The organism is Vibrio inusitatus (assembly GCA_024346935.1).
GTDB classification, from domain to species: Bacteria; Pseudomonadota; Gammaproteobacteria; order Enterobacterales; family Vibrionaceae; genus Vibrio; species Vibrio inusitatus.
Window position 1 is genome coordinate 1,143,744 of the sequence record AP024878.1, and the last position, 16,158, is coordinate 1,159,901.

Below are 16,158 nucleotides of genomic sequence, written 5' to 3' on the forward strand. Positions count from 1 at the left end.
AATTATGTTTGATTACGAAGTTTTAAGACTTATATGGTGGGTGCTGATCGGCGTTTTATTCGTCGGATTTGCAGTGACTGATGGCTTTGATATGGGCGTATGTGCGGTTGTGCCTATCTTAGGCAAAACTGATACCGAACGTCGTGTAATGATCAACTCTATTGCTCCCCATTGGGATGGCAACCAAGTATGGTTAATTACAGCGGGTGGTGCTTTGTTTGCAGCATGGCCTCTAGTGTACGCAACGTCGTTCTCTGGCTTTTATTTCGCGATGATTGTGGCTCTTGCTGCATTGTGGCTTCGCCCAATTGGCTTGGATTATCGTTCTAAGATTGAAGAACCAAAATGGCGTAAGACTTGGGATATCTGTATCTCTATCAGTGGTTTTGTACCACCGATAATCTTCGGTGTCGCTTTTGGTAACCTATTGCAGGGCGTACCATTCCAGCTGAATGAGTTCATGATGTCTAGCTATCACGGCAGCTTCTTCGGGCTACTAAATCCATTTGCATTGCTATGTGGTCTAGTCAGCTTATCGATGATACTACTGCAAGGCGCGACATGGCTACAGATGAAAACCACATCGGACATTCATGTGCGTGCTCGTAACTTGGCTCAATTAGCGGGTATTGCGACTGCAGTGCTGTTTGTTGTTGGCGGTTTTTGGGTTCAAGGCATGGACGGCTACGTCATTACGAGTCAAATGGACCACAATGGCGCTTCGAACCCTCTTACAAAAGAAGTAGTAGTAGAGGCTGGTGCTTGGATGAAGAATTTTGCTGAGTACCCTGCATTTTGGATAGCGCCAGCACTTGGCGTGGCTATGCCATTGTTAGCACTACTTGCATCTCGTGCAGAGAAGGGTGGTTTTGCATTCTTATTCTCAAGCTTGGGCAATGCTGGCGTTATTTTTACTGCGGGACTAGCGATGTTCCCATTCGTTATGCCATCAAGCCTTAATCCGGCACACAGCTTAACAATGTGGGATTCAACCTCTAGCGAATTGACCCTTAATCTCATGACGGCAGTGGCCTTCGTGATGGTTCCAGTGATCTTGGCTTACACCAGCTGGACTTATTACAAGATGTTCGGTCGTTTAGATGACAAGTTCATCGAAGAAAATAAGAATTCACTTTACTAAGAAGGGGCAAGATATGTGGTATTTCGCTTGGATTTTGGGTGTGTTGCTAGCTTGTGCTTTTGGCATTATCAATGCTCTATGGCTAGAGCACACAGAAATGATGGATGAAGATAAGCAAGACTAAGCTTAACTGACATTCAATAAGGCCAGAGCTGATTTACAGCGCTGGCCTTTTTTATAAGGGATTTGTTCTATCTATGTTAAAGGTGATAAACGTCATCCTGACAAAAGTCAGGACCTTAGTTCGCACAAACCCAGATCGATCACCAGCCAAACCGCCAAAAATGTATCCAAACATTGCGATATTAGTTAAATTTTAACCACTTAGCTCACGAAAGCGGTGCATCCATCAAAAAAAACGTGTTGCATAAAAAATAAAAAGATACATTGTGTATATTACAGGCAAAGAAATCAGGGACCTAGGGCATGTCGTCTACCGATAAAGCACCGTTCACTTGGCCAATACGAATCTATTACGAAGATACGGATGCGGGTGGTATTGTTTATCATTCTAATTATTTGAAGTACTTCGAACGTGCACGAACGGAAATGCTTAGAAGCATTGGAGTGTCACAAGAGGTATTGTTGCAAGAGAATTTAGGTTTTGTGGTTCGCCATATGGATATCGATTTTTTGCAAGGTGCGAAACTCGACCAAGAATTGACGGTCCAAACACATATTGCTCAATTAAAGCGCGTATCTCTCGATTTTTGTCAGGAGATAGTCAATCTAGAAGGCAGAGTATTGTGCAAAGCTATGGTTAAGGTAGCATGTATTAATACCGCCAATATGAGGCCTCAGGCCATACCCAGTTTCATGATCACGGAGTTATCGTAAAGTGTCCGCAGAAATCAATTTTATTGATCTTATCCTAGAGGCAAGCCTATTAGTTCAACTGGTGATGCTCACTTTGGTTGGCATGTCGGTAGCCTCATGGGCGATGATCATAAGTCGCAGTAAGGTTATCTCCGAGGCCTATGCTCATACTGAGCGTTTTGAAGATAAATTTTGGTCAGGTAAAGATCTGGGCAAGTTATATCAAGAAGTAAAAGCGCGTAAAGATCGCCTATCAGGCATAGAAGAAATTTTCTATTCAGGCTTTACTGAGTTTGCTCGTCTACGCCGCACCAACGCAGGCTCTCCTGACTTCATTATGGAAGGCACTGGACGAGCGATGCGAGTATCGGTGGCAAGAGAAGTCGACAACTTAGAGACGAATCTGCCATTTTTGGCCACGGTCGGCTCTATCAGTCCGTATATCGGTCTGTTTGGTACGGTATGGGGTATTATGCATGCCTTCATTGCATTGGGTCAGGTAAAGCAAGCTACACTTGCGATGGTGGCGCCAGGTATTGCAGAGGCCTTGATTGCGACGGCTATGGGTCTATTCGCCGCAATTCCAGCAGTTATGTTCTATAACCGCCTTAGCAACCGCGTTGGTAAGCTAGAGCACTCATACGCAACGTTCTCTGAAGAGTTTCATGCTATTTTGCACCGTCAAGCGATGAGTGATAGGAACTAGTCAATGGCGGGTTATCAACCTAAAAAACGCAAACTGACGGCAGAGATCAACGTCGTTCCTTACATTGATGTAATGTTAGTGTTGCTGATTATCTTTATGGTGACCTCGCCGTTTGTCACACAGGGTGTGGATGTTGAGTTGCCAAAAACACATAGCGCCACGCCTGCGTCAGAGCTTGCAGGTGACAGCGAAGCAAGCTTTATCATTATTGAAATCACAGCTGAAGGTGAACTTGGCCTTAGCGTTAATGATGAAGAAGTGCAACGTGGCATGAGCATTGAAGATGTGATTGTTCGAGTCAAAGCAGAGCGCGCTATTTCACCCGATGCACCTGTTGCGGTGGGCGGTGATGCCTCCACACCTTATGCAGATGTAGTGCTGGTTCTTGATGAACTAGGACAAGCGGGTATAGCCAAGGTTGGCTTGCTGACGGATATCAAGGGATAGATTCCAATAACCGATGAAACAAGATAAAAAGTTCACTAGATCGCTCATCATATCAGCAGCAGTGCATTTGCTATTGGTCATTGCTTTGATCTGGGGAACTAACTTCAATATGTCAAAACCAGAACCTATGCCAAATATGGTAGAGGCGGTGGTGATTGACCCCAACGCTATTCAAAAGCAGGCTCAGCAGATTCGCCAAGAGCGTGAGGCTGCTTCAAAAGCAGAGCAAGAGCGTATTCGCAAGTTGAAAGAGCAAAGTAAGCAACTTGAGAAAAACCGGAAGCTTGAAGAAGAACGTATTCGTCGTTTAGCCCAAGAAAAAGCAGAATCTGAGAAGAAAACACGCGAAGCTGAAAAGCAGCGCCAGTTGAAAGAGAAGCAACGTAAAGAAGAAGAGCAACGTACTAAAGTTGCTGAAGCTGAGCGCAAGAAAAAAGAACAAGCAACGAAGAAAGCAGAAGCAGAGCGTCTAGCTAAGGTCAAAGCTGCTGCAGAAGCAAGCAAGAAAGCTGCGAAAGCAGAGGCGGATAGGGTAGCCAAAGAAAAGGCCGCTAAAGAAGCCACTGAAAAAGCACGTAAAGCAGAGCAAGAAAAACTGGCTCAAGAGAAGGCGGCTAAAGAGGCTGCAGAGAAAGCCAAGAAAGAGCAAGCTCGCCTTGCACAACTTGAGCGCGAGCGTAAAGAGCAAGAAGCAGCACTCAGCGATATATTCTCTGGTCTTGAAGCGGAGCAACAAACGAACTCAACGGCTCGTAGCCGCGCCATTACCGATGAAGTAACCCGAATGGGCGAAATCTATAAGCAAATGATTCAACGAGAATTATTGCTAGATGACTCCTTTAGAGGAAAAGAGTGCCGAGTGAATTTGCGATTGCTCAACACAGGCTCTAACTTCATTGTAAGCGACCTAAGAACCCTATCTGGAGATTCAGGGCTCTGTCGCGCTGCACAAGTAGCCGTATCAAAAGTGGGTAGTTTCCCACTACCTAGCGACAAGGCTGCTATAGATAAATTGAAGAGCATTAACTTAACCGTTGCACCTTAAGAAGGAAAACCTGGTGATTAAACGATTATTTGTAAGTCTATTGATGATATGTAGCATGGGGGTGTCTGTTGCCCATGCTTCACTAGAATTGGTCATTACAGAAGGCGTCAATTCTGCACGCCCAATCGCGATTGTTCCATTCAAGTGGGAAGGTCCCGGAAAACTGCCGCACGATGTGTCAGCGGTCATTGCCTCTGATCTACAGCGTAGTGGCAAGTTCAGTCCAGTAGCAACCAATCAAATGCCACAGACGCCTTATCAAGATAAGGACGTTGATTACTCAGCATGGACCTCAATGGGCGTAGATGCGCTCCTGACCGGTACGATTACTGATGCGGGTGATGGCAAATACAAAGTACAGTACAAGCTCATTGATGTTGTTCGTGGCTCATTGACAGATGGTCAGGCTAAATCATTGCAAGATGGTACTTTGGTATTGTCTAAAGACCATATTTTGTTCAACAAGCAAGCAACGGTGCCTGGACCACGCTTACGTGAATACGCTCACCGTATCTCTGATTTAGTGTATGAGCAATTAACTGGAGATCGCGGTGCGTTCTTGACACGTATTGCTTACGTTGTGGTCAATGATAAAGACAACTATCCATATCAGCTACGCATCGCTGACTACGATGGCTATAACGAGCGTTTAGTATTACGCTCCAAACAGCCGCTGATGTCTCCTGCATGGTCTCCTGATGGAAGACAGCTTGCTTATGTAAGCTTCCAGAATGGCCAAGCTGAAATCTACTTAATGAATATCTACACGGGCAAACGAGAGAAGCTAACCTCGTTCCCTCGTCACAATGGTGCACCTAGATTCTCTCCTGATGGAAAGTCAATCGCATTGGTATTGTCAAAAACAGGCAGCCTTCAGGTTTACACTATGGACTTGCAATCACGTAAGTTGAAACAGATAACTCGTGGTAGATCAAATAATACAGAACCATTTTGGCACCCTAATGGTCAATCTCTTATATTCACCTCTGATAGAGGTGGTAAGCCTCAGATTTATCAAGTAAATTTAGATAACGGAGCATCGAAGAGATTGACATGGCAGGGTAGCCAAAATTTGGGTGGTCAAATTACGCCTGATGGACGTTTCATGATTATGGTGAATCAGTCTTCTTCAGGTTTCAATTTGGCAAAACAGGATTTGGAGACCGGGGCCGTTCAAGTGTTGACAAAAACACTACTCGACGAGTCTCCGAGCATAGCTCCAAATGGAGGAATGGTGATATACAGCTCAATGTATAATAAAAACAATGTGCTATCGATGGTTTCAATTGATGGACGGTTTAAAGCCAGACTACCAGCAACCAATGGGCGTGTAAGAGCACCCGCCTGGTCACCGTTTTTGTAACGACGTTACTTTTTATACAATAAGGAAAACTTAATATGCAACTTAACAAGGTTTTTAAAGGGCTGCTAATCGCACTACCTGTTCTAGCTGTTACAGCTTGTAGTTCTACTGACGAAGCAACTGACGCTTCTGATGCACAAACTACTAATCAAGAAGCTCAAGCAAACGCAACTGAAACTACAGACACAACTGTTGTTTCTCCAATGACAGAAGAAGAGAAACTAGCTGAAGAGCGTGAAATGGCTGAGAAAGCTTTACGCGAAAACACAACTCTATACTTCCCATACGATAACTCTACTATCAGTTCTGAGTACGAAGAGATGCTATCAGCTCACGCTCTTTTCCTAAGCGAAAACCCAGACGTTAAAGTAACTATCGAAGGTCACGCTGATGAGCGCGGTACTCCTGAGTACAACATCGCACTAGGCGAGCGTCGTGCTAACGCAGTTTCTAATTACCTTCAAGCATCTGGCGTTCAAGCTGACCAACTTTCTATCGTAAGCTACGGTGAAGAGAAGCCTCTAGAGCTTGGTCAATCTGAAGAAGCGTACGCGAAAAACCGTCGTGCGGTTCTAGTTTACTAATCTTAGGAAGTAAACATGATCAGTAACTACAAGCGAGCAGTTGCGCTTACGTTACTAGCAAGTGCGGCGAGTGTTTCATTCGCCGCACCGGCTCCCGTTTCTGATCTCAACTCAAACAGTGCTTCGACATCTAAGTCGTCCTCAAGCGCTAAAGAATCCGAGACAGAGCGCTTGGAGCGTCTGCTACGAAACAGCAACCGAGTACAAGCCAATTTGCAACAACAAGTCGATGAAATGTCTCTTGATGTCAGTGAGTTGCGTGGCGAATTAGAACGTAACAACCACGAAATGCGTCAGCTTATCGATAGGCAACGAGAGTTGTTTATTGAATTAGACAAAGTTCGTTCTGAAGTTGCCAAAGCCAAACAAGCCCCAGCACAACCTGCCGAGTCAGCCCCAGCCGGTAAATATTCTTCAAACCAAGACGAGCAAAAAGCGTATCAAAGCGCGGTTGATCTGATCTTGAAGAATAAGGACTACGACGCAGCCACAGTTGCCTTGGAGCAGTTTAAGAAAGATTTCCCTGAATCAGTGTATTCGCCTAACGCGAATTACTGGTTAGGACAGCTCTACTTTTCGAAGAAGAAAGACGTAGATTCAGCAAAAGCATTTGCTGCAGTCGTTGCCTATAAAGACTCTAACAAGCGTGCAGATGCATTAGTTAAGTTAGGGGATATTGCTACTAGAAATAACAGCACTAGCGCAGCGAAGAAGTACTACCAGCAAGCGGTGGATGAGTACCCGAATACCTCTTCTGCTAATTCAGCTAAGAAAAAGCTGTCTAACTTGAAGTAGCATCAATTCATAATCTCTAAGCTCAGCATTTATTTGCTGAGCTTTTTTGCTTTTGGCAAGCGCACTCAAAGCAGTGTACAATGCCCGAAGTTAAAGGAAGTTGCCCGAGCATTGCAATGAGCCAAATATTAGAAACAGCACCAACAATTTACCCATTTCCTCCTAAGCCCGTACCTCTGAGTGAAGATCAGAAACAGGCTTACAAGGAGACCATCAAGACCCTTCTTCAAAAGAAAGATGCGGTATTGATCGCCCATTACTACACCGATCCAGAGATCCAAGCGCTAGCCGAAGAAACCGGTGGCTTTGTTGGAGATTCTCTAGAGATGGCCAAGTTTGGTAACCGCCATTCTGCGAAGACGTTGATCATTGCGGGTGTACGCTTTATGGGGGAATCTGCGAAGATTCTGACCCCAGAGAAAACCATCTTGATGCCAACCCTAGAAGCAGAGTGTTCTCTAGACTTGGGTTGTCCAGAAGATGCGTTTTCCAAATTTTGCGATGAACATCCAGATCACACAGTCGTTGTCTATGCGAATACCTCTGCGGCTGTTAAAGCGCGCGCGGATTGGGTGGTAACATCAAGCATCGCACTAGAGATCGTTGAGCATTTAGACGCTGAAGGTACGCCGATTATCTGGGGCCCAGATCGTCACCTTGGTTCCTACATTGCTAACCAAACAGGCGCTGACATGCTGCTGTGGAATGGCGAATGTGTCGTACACGATGAGTTCTCAGCAAAAGCATTAAGGGACATGAAAGCGGTCTATTCAGACGCAGCTGTTCTTGTGCACCCTGAGTCTCCGGCTAGTGTTGTTGAGCTAGCCGATGCCGTTGGCTCTACTAGCCAGTTGATTAAAGCGGCAAAAGCGCTTCCTAACAAGCAACTGATTGTAGCGACCGATAAAGGCATCTTCTTTAAGATGCAACAATTGGTACCAGAGAAAGAGCTTATTGAAGCACCAACAGCAGGTGCAGGCGCAACATGTCGCAGCTGTGCACATTGTCCTTGGATGGCAATGAATGGTCTTAAAGCGATTGAATCAGCATTGAAAGAGGGTGGAGCAGAGCACGAAATCTTCGTTGATGAGGCTGTGCGTGTGAAGTCACTTATTCCACTAAATCGCATGTTGGATTTCGCAGAGCAGTTAAACATTAAGGTTAAAGGCAACGCCTAACCAAAATGTGACGCTCACAAAAAACCTCGGCAAATGCCGAGGTTTTTTATTTCTGATAGCTGATAGCTGATAGCTTGCAGCTGACAGCTTTTTTTTACTGCGCTTCCGCCAAACTCGCCCCACGCTGTGTTAATCCACACAACATTGCAGGCATGGCATTAAAGATCTCAGCAAATTGGTCAAGACCATTCATACCTTCTTCAGAAAGCGTCGTAAGTGAGGTTTCTGGGTCATAAAGCATGCTAATTGATAGTAATACTCCGCCCAGTAGAGCGTTATCTTGACTATCTTGAGGCATAAGCGTCTGCCAATCATCCTGAGCCAGTTGCCAACCTTGTAGTAAGCCTTCACAGAACTCTTTAGTTGCTTCTGTCACTATTTCTTGGTCACTCAGGTCACATTCAATTGGCCACTGCCAAGTGCCTTCAAACAGCGCAGGACGCGCCGCATTCCAAGCATTGATAATAGCTTCCAAATAAGACTCTAACTGTTCACCATCAGTAAAAGGAGCGCTCTCTTCGCCACCCCATAGGTAGGCAATCCATTCAGCAGGATCAAGCACATTCGGCGCCGCCGCCATTGCAGTAATAAATCCGAGGGTTTGATGGTAAGGAAGAAGGCGATCTTCGAGCTCAGGCTGAGCAATAATTTGTGCTAAATCCAAAATGGCTATCCATAAAAAAGGTTTTGCATAGTGTAGCAAGCCTTTAAATCCAACTGCACTGCTAAATTGCCCTAAATGCCTCAAATTTCATCGAACTACACAATAATTGTTCAAACAATCGCAAACTATAGAAAAAGCCCAGATTTCTACTTGACCAACCGCCGACAAATCATTAAATTAGCGCCTCGTTGACCGACACAGTCAACACTTCAAATACGGTGAGTTGTCCGAGTGGCTGAAGGAGCACGCCTGGAAAGCGTGTATACGGCAACGTATCGAGAGTTCGAATCTCTCACTCACCGCCACATTCATAAAAAAAGACGTCTTAGGACGTCTTTTTTTATGCCTGAGATATAACAAAAACCATTATTTACAACGGACATCCACCTTTAGATGTCCATTGCTATCCAATGGTTTTTTGTATGCCTACTCAAGATTCAAGGCTTTTACTTGCATCTCTAACTCAAATAAATGATTAGCGGCATCCACATGTTGCGGATACTCACTGAAATTCTGCTGATACTCAGGAGTCATTTTGCAAATTTCTTCGGCGCGCATTAACTTCCAGTAAACTGGAGTGGTTCGTAGCATTGCCAGTAGAGGTTTAAATACCTCTTTTTCATAGGCTAAGAATAGATATTCTAATACCTCTTCGCGCTCACCTTCATTTTGAATGACAGTTTTTAAAGCAGTAGTTGCTTTGAGGTAGTTATTATTCGCCTGCAATGCGCTCATTGCAGGGATGTTTTCTTTAGCCATTTCGTTCAACTCAGCATTAACAGTTTCTAGCCAAGCTTGCTGGGTGAGTTCACTACTTTGCAGATTATCGAATTGAAGGCGAATCTTCTTTTCTAGTTTTACTTGCGAGCTCATCAACACCTTACGTACTTTTTGAAAAGGCAGTTGATAGGCCTTGCACAGTTCAATGATCAAGTTATGAAAACCATTTTCTGGGAAATGCATATTCGCTTTAAATGTGGCAATGGCTTGTTCTTGTTGAGGGGTTAGCTCACTCATTTTCTGTTGATCCTTTACTGTGATGCGGTGTTGTTTTATGGCTTGATTAAGCAGGCAATTAAAATGTGTGGTGAAAGTTTACAGCCCAAAACCTACCTTGGGTAACATACGCACTGATCGAACACCATAAGGCGTTAGGTCAGGTTTTGGCTGTCCAGTATAGTTACCTAAACAAATGTAACCTTTCGATAAGTATCGGTATAGGAAATCACCACCTAGTAATTTTCCTGTCTTTTCATCGGCAAAAGGCAGAGCAATTCGTTCTACTAGTAAGTCTGATGCCTTCTTAAATGCAGGGTAAACCGAAGAGTTTACCGAGTAAGCATCGAGATTTTTTAACAGGGCTTTGTCTGACATTGACGCTTTTTTGCGAATAAAAAGCATGATGAGACGTTTTTGCTGCTCTGAAGAAACAATGAGCATTTCCATAATAGGTATTCCTTTGAAAGAAGCCCAGTATATAAGAGTGGCACGACTAACACTATGCGTTTTGTGCTCTCTATCGGCGTAAACCTCAATTGGATTGATGGTGTAAATAAACGTCGTTGATTCTTCTTGTCACTGTGATTGATTAGTCTAAATGTAATGTCAGGTCATGAGGAGCACGCCGTGAATACACTTATTAATATTTTCTGCTTTGTGATTATAATTTCAGCCATCTACGCATTTATCACGAGTCGTGATAAAACAAATTAAAGATCTTTAACGCTTTACTTGTTTGCTAACAAGTAGACGTTACTTCGCTGAAACTGCAGGCTTGATAGAAAAGGTCTAGCCATTGCACCTGATATTCGCTGTTTGCGACATCCTCAATCAATGGAGCAATACATTCAGTTCATCGTTCTAGTTGATGGCTTTCAACTATATTTACCTCATTCATAAACGTGTAATTTGAGTTCAAATTTTGCGTGTTTCATGAGGGAAGTGAGTGTTATATCTATCTTTGGTGATGATTGGAATACTTGGATATCTCGCACAAACTACCGGCTTGTGTATGGTGCGAGGTGTTAAGGAAGCTCGTGCTGGAAGTCCGATGTTTCTCATCGCGATTATTTTTAGTGGGACATTCTCTTGGCTCTCTATTGGCTTTATTTATATCTACACTGAGCAGAACTTATTCACGGCTTATTTACCGAGTTGGCATTTCGTGGTCGGCGGTTTTTTATTTGGCTTGGGTGCTGCGTTTAACCAAGGTTGTGGGGTGTCTACAATCAGTCGCTTAGCTCGCGGACAGTTAGTAATGCTGGCTACGATCATAGGCTGGATTGTCGCTTGGGTTGCTTTCTCGACTTTGATGATCGATATCAAACCAAATCGATATGAAATGCCAATAGTGATGCAATTAGGTTTTCTTTTTATAGGCTCAATATTAGTCGGGTTGTTTGTCTTTAAATTGAATAAAGAGAACCAAACACTATGGCTGTTGATGTTAGCTATTGGTTTCATGGGCGGCTGCATTTTTGTGTTTGAACCACACTGGACACCGAGTGGCTTGCTCAAAGATGTGAGTTTTTATATATGGAATGACACTGACCATTTTTGGCCAGGCATTGAGCGTTTTATGCTCATTGCGTGCTTGGTGTTAGGGATGCTGATTGCGGCCATCACAACTCGTTCTTTTCGTCTTGAGATTGCCTGTGTTAAACGATATTTATGGCACTTAGGCTCAGGCTGTTTAATGGGGCTTGGTGCAGTGCTAGCCGGAGGAGGAAATGACACTCAGCTTTTAGTCGCGCTTCCTGCTCTTTCCCCAGCGGGGACTATTGCCGTGCTTTCGATTATTGTGGGGATTTTTGTTGGTGGCTTGGTTAAACGTTAGCCTGTTGCTGTCGATAAAATAATGATTTTCGTGAGGTTTACATTACACTGGTAGCTTAACGTTGTATTGCATATACCATCGCATTCACTGCCTAGGAACAGATTAATTTATGTCAGAAGTATTAGTACCACCGCTCGTCTCCTTCACCATCGCCATTGCACTGCTCTTTATTGGTAAAGCCATTATTGAACGCTCAGATGTATTGAAAAAATATTCCCTACCTGAACCTGTTATTGGTGGTTTTGTTTGTGCAGCAACAGTTGCAGTTCTTTATTATGTCTTTAAAACTAAAATAACCTTTAGCCTCGAAGTCCGAGATTTTTTACTGCTGTACTTCTTTGCAGGGATCGGTCTTCAAGCTGACCTTAAGACATTGATAAAAGGTGGTCGTCCATTATTTATCTTGTTGGTGCTTGCTGGCACCTTTATCGTATTGCAAAACGTCGTTGGTATGTCTGTGGCCAGTGCTTTTGGCTTAGATCCTAAGGCCGGTCTACTATCTGGCTCGGTCAGTCTGATTGGTGGTGTAGGGACTACGTTAGCCTGGGCACCAACGTTTGCTCAAGAGTATGGCATAAGTAATGCGATGGAGTTGGGAGTTGCATCTAACACAGTAGGCTTGATTGCTGCCTGTGTAATTGGTGGTCCTATCGCTAATTATCTGTTAAATAAGCATAAAGTGGCGCCGTCTGAACAAGAAGATGTGGCCGTTGGTGCTTATAAAGATCATGAAACTACGATTGAATTGAGCCACTTTGGTGTGCTGTGGGCGTGGCTAGTGTTAAATGTCACTCTAATGCTTGGCTACAGTATTGGCGAGTCTATTGAGGCGGCAGGTATAAAGCTTCCTTTATTCGTGAGTTGTCTAATTGCGGGTATTTTGATTGGTAATATTGGCCGAGCTTTATTCCAGAAACGCCAAACAAAAGCAAAAATAGAACAAGGTCGTAAGGGACTCGCGATGATCTCTGACATTTGTCTTGGCATGTTCTTAACTATGGCACTGATGGGGCTTCATATTTGGGATTTAGACGGAATGTTTGGTTATATCTCTGTCATCATGTCAGCTCAAATCCTGCTTTCTCTAGTGTTCACTGTCTTAGTGGTTTACTACTTGATGGGCAGAAACTACGACTCAGTAGTTATTTGTTCAGGCTTTGGAGGGATAACTTTAGGTTCTACCGCGACGGCGATTGTAAATATGACCGCAGTAACGAGTCGTTACGGTGCAAGTCCGCAAGCCTTTATTGTCGTGCCATTGGTGTGTGGTTTCTTTATCGATATTGTTAATGCGATAGTGATCAGCTTCTTCGTTGGTTTATAACCGTAACAAGGCAGAGCTGTAATCACAGGTCTGCCTTGTTTGTTTTTCTTTGATTGTAATGCCCACAGTAAGTACACGATTTTTCGCTCGATTGCTAAGGTAGTTGATTGTGTATTTTACCTTTCCTATTTTATCGTAACGTAAAACTTGCGCTCGGTTGTGACATCGATATTTTTCGTATCTTGAACCTTCAGTGTGTGAAGTACATCCTTTGATTAGAAACACAGGTGTGTTGTGATTAGGCTTATTATGAGCAAAAAATAGGAATTAAATATGCGACTTTTAGCCACAAGAGAAGATGGTTGGAACCTGTATAGAGCTGGAGATCAGTATTTTGAATCTAGTATCCAGCTATCGGAGCAAGAACAAGCGACCAATGGCGAGGAGCTTTTAACTAATTCGGGCAATTTGAAGCAACTTGCATTCAACTTGGACTCTATCAATGGTTGGTTCAATACCTCTAAGACCGCCGACGATCTGCAACGTGTGATTTCAGCACTTGAACCAATGATTATTGAATTGTGGCAAGAGAAAAAGCTTGGTTCATGGGTGATGGAGATTTACTAGATTTCATTGATGATGAGTGGAATCGGAAAGTAGATTGAAGCTTATTGTCCTTATTTTGGATAGGAGAGCTTTATGATTAAAAAATTAATGGCGCTGGCGTTTCTCATTCCTAGTATGGCTTTTTCAACGGGATCTTTTGCAACAGAGCGTGCAGAGCAGGCATGGGAATGGATTGATTCTGGTGCAGTAGTCATTGATGTGCGAACGTCGCAAGAGTTCAACGGTGGGCATCTCGACAATGCGGTGAATATTCCTGTTGCTGATTTATCTAGAGCCGATCTTTCATTTGTGGAAAAGAACGATCATATCGTGGTGTATTGCCGCAGTGGTAACCGTTCTGGAAATGCGAAACAAATACTGCTGACGAAAGGGTATAAACACGTGCATAATGGCGGCGGATTGCAAATGATGCTGTCAGTGAAGCCAGATTCGACTTCTAAATAATAGGACATTTAATACTATTATCCGCTACTTGGCTGCTGACTCTTCGCTATCCTTTTTATTCACTTAACCCTCAGGATTTTCAGCATTGAGTCAGTTCGAGCACACGAGTAAACCACAGCCCATAGATGTATTAAATTCTGTTTTTGGTTACGACAATTTTCGTCACCAACAGCAAGCTATAGTCGAGAGTGTGGTACAAGGGCAAGATGTTCTGACCTTGATGCCGACTGGAGGCGGTAAATCTATTTGTTACCAGATCCCCGCAATGGTGCGATCTGGTGTTGGGGTAGTGGTTTCACCTCTAATTGCCTTGATGAAAGATCAGGTGGATGCTCTGAGGCAAGTGGGCGTGGCGTGCGCCTTTCTAAACTCCACTCAAGATCAATATGAACAATTGGAAGTCGAAGCCTCGGTAATGCGTGGCGAGATACAATTGCTTTATGTCTCTCCTGAGCGTTTACTCATGGAGCGTACCTTAAACCTTCTTGAACAATCGAACATTTCATTGTTTGCCATCGATGAAGCTCACTGTGTTAGTCAGTGGGGGCATGATTTTCGTCCTGAATATCAAAAACTGTCTATTCTACCTCAGCGATTTCCGAACGTACCTCGTATTGCCTTAACTGCAACGGCAGATGAACGCACAAAGCAAGAGATTATCGCGCAGCTTCATCTCTCTGATGCCAAAGTATTCGTGCATAGTTTTGATCGTCCCAACATTCGTTATCACGTGAGTGAGAAAGCCAATGCAAAGAATGAGCTTTGGGATTTTATCGAGAATAACCATGCCGAAGATGCAGGAGTAATCTATTGTCTATCACGCAAAAAGGTTGAGGAAACGGCCACTTGGCTCTCTGATAAGGGGCGCATGGCTCTGCCTTATCATGCTGGTATGTCGGTTGAGCAAAAGAATCAAAACCAACAGCGCTTCTTACGTGAAGAAGGGGTCATCATTGTAGCCACAATTGCGTTTGGTATGGGTATAGATAAACCCGATGTACGATTTGTGGCACACCTTAGCTTGCCAAAAAGTATCGAGTCCTACTATCAAGAAACCGGACGTGCAGGGCGTGATGGCTTACCCGCAAATGCGTGGATGGCTTATGGTTTGCAAGACCTAGTGATGCAAAAACAAATGGTAGAAAACTCTGATGGCAATCAAGAATACAAGCAAGTACAGGTAGGTAAGCTCAATTCTCTGCTTGGATATTGCGAACTGAGTGCCTGCCGCCGTCAAACCTTACTAGGTTATTTTGGTGAGTCACTGGCACAGGGTTGTGGGAACTGCGACAACTGTTTAAATCCTCCTAAAACATGGGATGGCACGCAAGCCGCACAAAAGGCGCTTTCTACTGTGTATCGTTCAGGCCAACGTTTTGGCGTGACTCACTTAGTGAATGTGTTGCTTGGTAAAAGTGATGAAAAGATCCAGCGTTTTGGTCACAACGCCCTATCTACTTTTGGTATAGGTACAGAGCTTACAGCAGAGCAATGGAAAGGTGTATTCAGGCAGTTGATTGCTATGAATTACTTAACCGTTGAGGGTATGTACAATAATCTACAGTTAACCGAACAATGCCGCGCTGTACTTAAAGGTGAGCAAACCATAGAACTGCGTGAACTTCGTAAGGCCAAGAAGAAAAAGTCCAGTAGCGCGAAAAAAAGTCATGTGCTTTCTGCCCAAGATGCTGAAGTGTTTGAGAAACTTAGAGAGCTTAGGGCAAGCCTAGCCAAAGAACAAAATGTGCCTGCTTATGTGATTTGTCACGATGCTAGCTTGGCAGACATCGCTTTAAAGAGGCCAACCACATTAGATGCACTGGGCGAAATATCGGGCTTTGGGGAAGCCAAAGTTGCTAAATATGGCGAGCCAATTATCGAACTGATGCAGCTTCAGCCAAAACCACTTCCTGCATTGAGCGCTACAGAGCAAACAACACTAGAGTTATTTCAGTCTTTGAAAGAGGCTGATTTGGTGGCGAAAGAGCGCCAAATTGCACTTAACACAGTGATGAACCATCTCGCCTCAGCAATAGAGCTTGGAGCGTGCCAACTTGCTCAAGTGATTGACATCGAGCCCTCAGAGCTAGAACCGTTCGATGCCGCCATTAAACAGCTCAATATTCTATCTGAGGGTAAGCTTAAGCCTTTGTTTGAGCACTTTGAAGCTAAATACGATTATGGCACTCTGCGCTGTATCGTGGGCCATTTTGCTTACCAGCAACAACTGGCAATACTCTCGAGTTAG

The 16,158-nt window shown here is 44.0% G+C and carries 18 protein-coding genes and 1 tRNA gene; 16 read left to right on the plus strand and 3 right to left on the minus strand.

The window, feature by feature from the left end:
* Positions 1 to 4 precede the first annotated feature (4 nt).
* From cydB to nadA, 10 genes are all read left to right on the plus strand, one after another.
* The gene (gene cydB / locus OCU48_RS05270; RefSeq protein ID WP_141344294.1) at positions 5 to 1,141 is read left to right on the plus strand and encodes a cytochrome d ubiquinol oxidase subunit II; all 1,137 of its coding nucleotides are present in this window, start codon (positions 5 to 7) and stop codon (positions 1,139 to 1,141) included.
* 13 nt (positions 1,142 to 1,154) lie between these two features.
* The gene (gene cydX / locus OCU48_RS05275) at positions 1,155 to 1,265 is read left to right on the plus strand and encodes a cytochrome bd-I oxidase subunit CydX (protein WP_141344295.1); all 111 of its coding nucleotides are present in this window, start codon (positions 1,155 to 1,157) and stop codon (positions 1,263 to 1,265) included.
* Positions 1,266 to 1,567: 302 nt separating this feature from the next.
* Positions 1,568 to 1,978, plus strand: a complete 411-nt coding sequence (gene ybgC / locus OCU48_RS05280) for a tol-pal system-associated acyl-CoA thioesterase (protein ID WP_017027640.1) — start codon at positions 1,568 to 1,570, stop codon at positions 1,976 to 1,978.
* Position 1,979: 1 nt separating this feature from the next.
* Positions 1,980 to 2,663: a protein TolQ gene (tolQ, locus tag OCU48_RS05285; protein ID WP_141344296.1), complete on the plus strand. Its 684-nt coding sequence runs from the start codon at positions 1,980 to 1,982 to the stop codon at positions 2,661 to 2,663.
* 3 nt (positions 2,664 to 2,666) lie between these two features.
* Complete coding sequence (locus OCU48_RS05290; protein ID WP_141344297.1) at positions 2,667 to 3,110, plus strand: ExbD/TolR family protein; 444 nt, start codon at positions 2,667 to 2,669, stop codon at positions 3,108 to 3,110.
* A gap of 13 nt (positions 3,111 to 3,123) precedes the next feature.
* Positions 3,124 to 4,155 carry a cell envelope integrity protein TolA gene (tolA, locus tag OCU48_RS05295; RefSeq protein WP_141344298.1) on the plus strand — a complete coding sequence of 344 codons (1,032 nt, stop codon included), beginning with the start codon at positions 3,124 to 3,126 and terminating at the stop codon, positions 4,153 to 4,155.
* A gap of 13 nt (positions 4,156 to 4,168) precedes the next feature.
* Complete coding sequence (gene tolB, locus OCU48_RS05300) at positions 4,169 to 5,518, plus strand: Tol-Pal system beta propeller repeat protein TolB (protein ID WP_141344299.1); 1,350 nt, start codon at positions 4,169 to 4,171, stop codon at positions 5,516 to 5,518.
* 35 nt (positions 5,519 to 5,553) lie between these two features.
* Entirely contained in the window at positions 5,554 to 6,102 is a 549-nt protein-coding gene (pal, locus tag OCU48_RS05305; protein ID WP_017027635.1) for a peptidoglycan-associated lipoprotein Pal, read from the plus strand.
* Between the two features lie 15 nt (positions 6,103 to 6,117).
* Positions 6,118 to 6,897, plus strand: a complete 780-nt coding sequence (ybgF, locus tag OCU48_RS05310; RefSeq protein ID WP_141344300.1) for a tol-pal system protein YbgF — start codon at positions 6,118 to 6,120, stop codon at positions 6,895 to 6,897.
* Between the two features lie 116 nt (positions 6,898 to 7,013).
* Complete coding sequence (gene nadA / locus OCU48_RS05315) at positions 7,014 to 8,075, plus strand: quinolinate synthase NadA (protein ID WP_141344570.1); 1,062 nt, start codon at positions 7,014 to 7,016, stop codon at positions 8,073 to 8,075.
* 94 nt (positions 8,076 to 8,169) lie between these two features.
* Here the strand turns inward: nadA and OCU48_RS05320 are convergent, their stop codons facing one another.
* The gene (locus tag OCU48_RS05320) at positions 8,170 to 8,739 is read right to left on the minus strand and encodes a UPF0149 family protein (protein WP_141344301.1); all 570 of its coding nucleotides are present in this window, start codon (positions 8,737 to 8,739) and stop codon (positions 8,170 to 8,172) included.
* A 217-nt stretch (positions 8,740 to 8,956) separates the two neighbouring features.
* Here OCU48_RS05320 and OCU48_RS05325 point away from each other — a divergent pair.
* A tRNA-Ser gene (locus OCU48_RS05325) sits at positions 8,957 to 9,044 on the plus strand.
* 121 nt (positions 9,045 to 9,165) lie between these two features.
* On the opposite strand, the gene OCU48_RS05330 is transcribed toward OCU48_RS05325, so the two are convergent.
* Together OCU48_RS05330 and OCU48_RS05335 are read right to left on the minus strand one after the other, a co-directional pair.
* A complete protein-coding gene (locus tag OCU48_RS05330; RefSeq protein ID WP_141344302.1) occupies positions 9,166 to 9,756 on the minus strand; it encodes a hypothetical protein in 591 nt (196 codons plus the stop codon).
* A gap of 78 nt (positions 9,757 to 9,834) precedes the next feature.
* A complete protein-coding gene (locus OCU48_RS05335) occupies positions 9,835 to 10,185 on the minus strand; it encodes a hypothetical protein (protein ID WP_141344303.1) in 351 nt (116 codons plus the stop codon).
* 499 nt (positions 10,186 to 10,684) lie between these two features.
* Here OCU48_RS05335 and OCU48_RS05340 point away from each other — a divergent pair, with 499 nt between their 5' ends.
* From OCU48_RS05340 to recQ, 5 genes are all read left to right on the plus strand, one after another.
* Positions 10,685 to 11,575, plus strand: coding sequence for a YeeE/YedE thiosulfate transporter family protein (locus tag OCU48_RS05340; RefSeq protein WP_244312232.1), 891 nt, complete (start codon positions 10,685 to 10,687; stop codon positions 11,573 to 11,575).
* 109 nt (positions 11,576 to 11,684) lie between these two features.
* Complete coding sequence (gltS, locus tag OCU48_RS05345) at positions 11,685 to 12,899, plus strand: sodium/glutamate symporter (protein WP_141344304.1); 1,215 nt, start codon at positions 11,685 to 11,687, stop codon at positions 12,897 to 12,899.
* Positions 12,900 to 13,172: 273 nt separating this feature from the next.
* Entirely contained in the window at positions 13,173 to 13,466 is a 294-nt protein-coding gene (locus OCU48_RS05350; RefSeq protein ID WP_141344305.1) for a hypothetical protein, read from the plus strand.
* 72 nt (positions 13,467 to 13,538) lie between these two features.
* Positions 13,539 to 13,910: a rhodanese-like domain-containing protein gene (locus tag OCU48_RS05355; RefSeq protein WP_141344306.1), complete on the plus strand. Its 372-nt coding sequence runs from the start codon at positions 13,539 to 13,541 to the stop codon at positions 13,908 to 13,910.
* Positions 13,911 to 13,995: 85 nt separating this feature from the next.
* Positions 13,996 to 16,158: a DNA helicase RecQ gene (gene recQ / locus OCU48_RS05360; RefSeq protein WP_141344307.1), complete on the plus strand. Its 2,163-nt coding sequence runs from the start codon at positions 13,996 to 13,998 to the stop codon at positions 16,156 to 16,158.

Excerpts from the sequence above, each read along its gene's own strand:
- cydX (WP_141344295.1), top strand. The coding sequence starts at position 1,155 with ATGTGGTATTTCGCTTGGATTTTGGGTGTGTTGCTAGCTTGTGCTTTT.
- OCU48_RS05330 (WP_141344302.1), bottom strand. The coding sequence starts at position 9,756 with ATGAGTGAGCTAACCCCTCAACAAGAACAAGCCATTGCCACATTTAAA.
- gltS (WP_141344304.1), top strand. The coding sequence starts at position 11,685 with ATGTCAGAAGTATTAGTACCACCGCTCGTCTCCTTCACCATCGCCATT.
- OCU48_RS05355 (WP_141344306.1), top strand. The coding sequence starts at position 13,539 with ATGATTAAAAAATTAATGGCGCTGGCGTTTCTCATTCCTAGTATGGCT.
- cydB (WP_141344294.1), top strand. The coding sequence starts at position 5 with ATGTTTGATTACGAAGTTTTAAGACTTATATGGTGGGTGCTGATCGGC.
- OCU48_RS05335 (WP_141344303.1), bottom strand. The coding sequence starts at position 10,185 with ATGGAAATGCTCATTGTTTCTTCAGAGCAGCAAAAACGTCTCATCATG.
- OCU48_RS05350 (WP_141344305.1), top strand. The coding sequence starts at position 13,173 with ATGCGACTTTTAGCCACAAGAGAAGATGGTTGGAACCTGTATAGAGCT.
- ybgC (WP_017027640.1), top strand. The coding sequence starts at position 1,568 with ATGTCGTCTACCGATAAAGCACCGTTCACTTGGCCAATACGAATCTAT.
- nadA (WP_141344570.1), top strand. The coding sequence starts at position 7,014 with ATGAGCCAAATATTAGAAACAGCACCAACAATTTACCCATTTCCTCCT.
- tolA (WP_141344298.1), top strand. The coding sequence starts at position 3,124 with ATGAAACAAGATAAAAAGTTCACTAGATCGCTCATCATATCAGCAGCA.
- OCU48_RS05290 (WP_141344297.1), top strand. The coding sequence starts at position 2,667 with ATGGCGGGTTATCAACCTAAAAAACGCAAACTGACGGCAGAGATCAAC.
- ybgF (WP_141344300.1), top strand. The coding sequence starts at position 6,118 with ATGATCAGTAACTACAAGCGAGCAGTTGCGCTTACGTTACTAGCAAGT.
- pal (WP_017027635.1), top strand. The coding sequence starts at position 5,554 with ATGCAACTTAACAAGGTTTTTAAAGGGCTGCTAATCGCACTACCTGTT.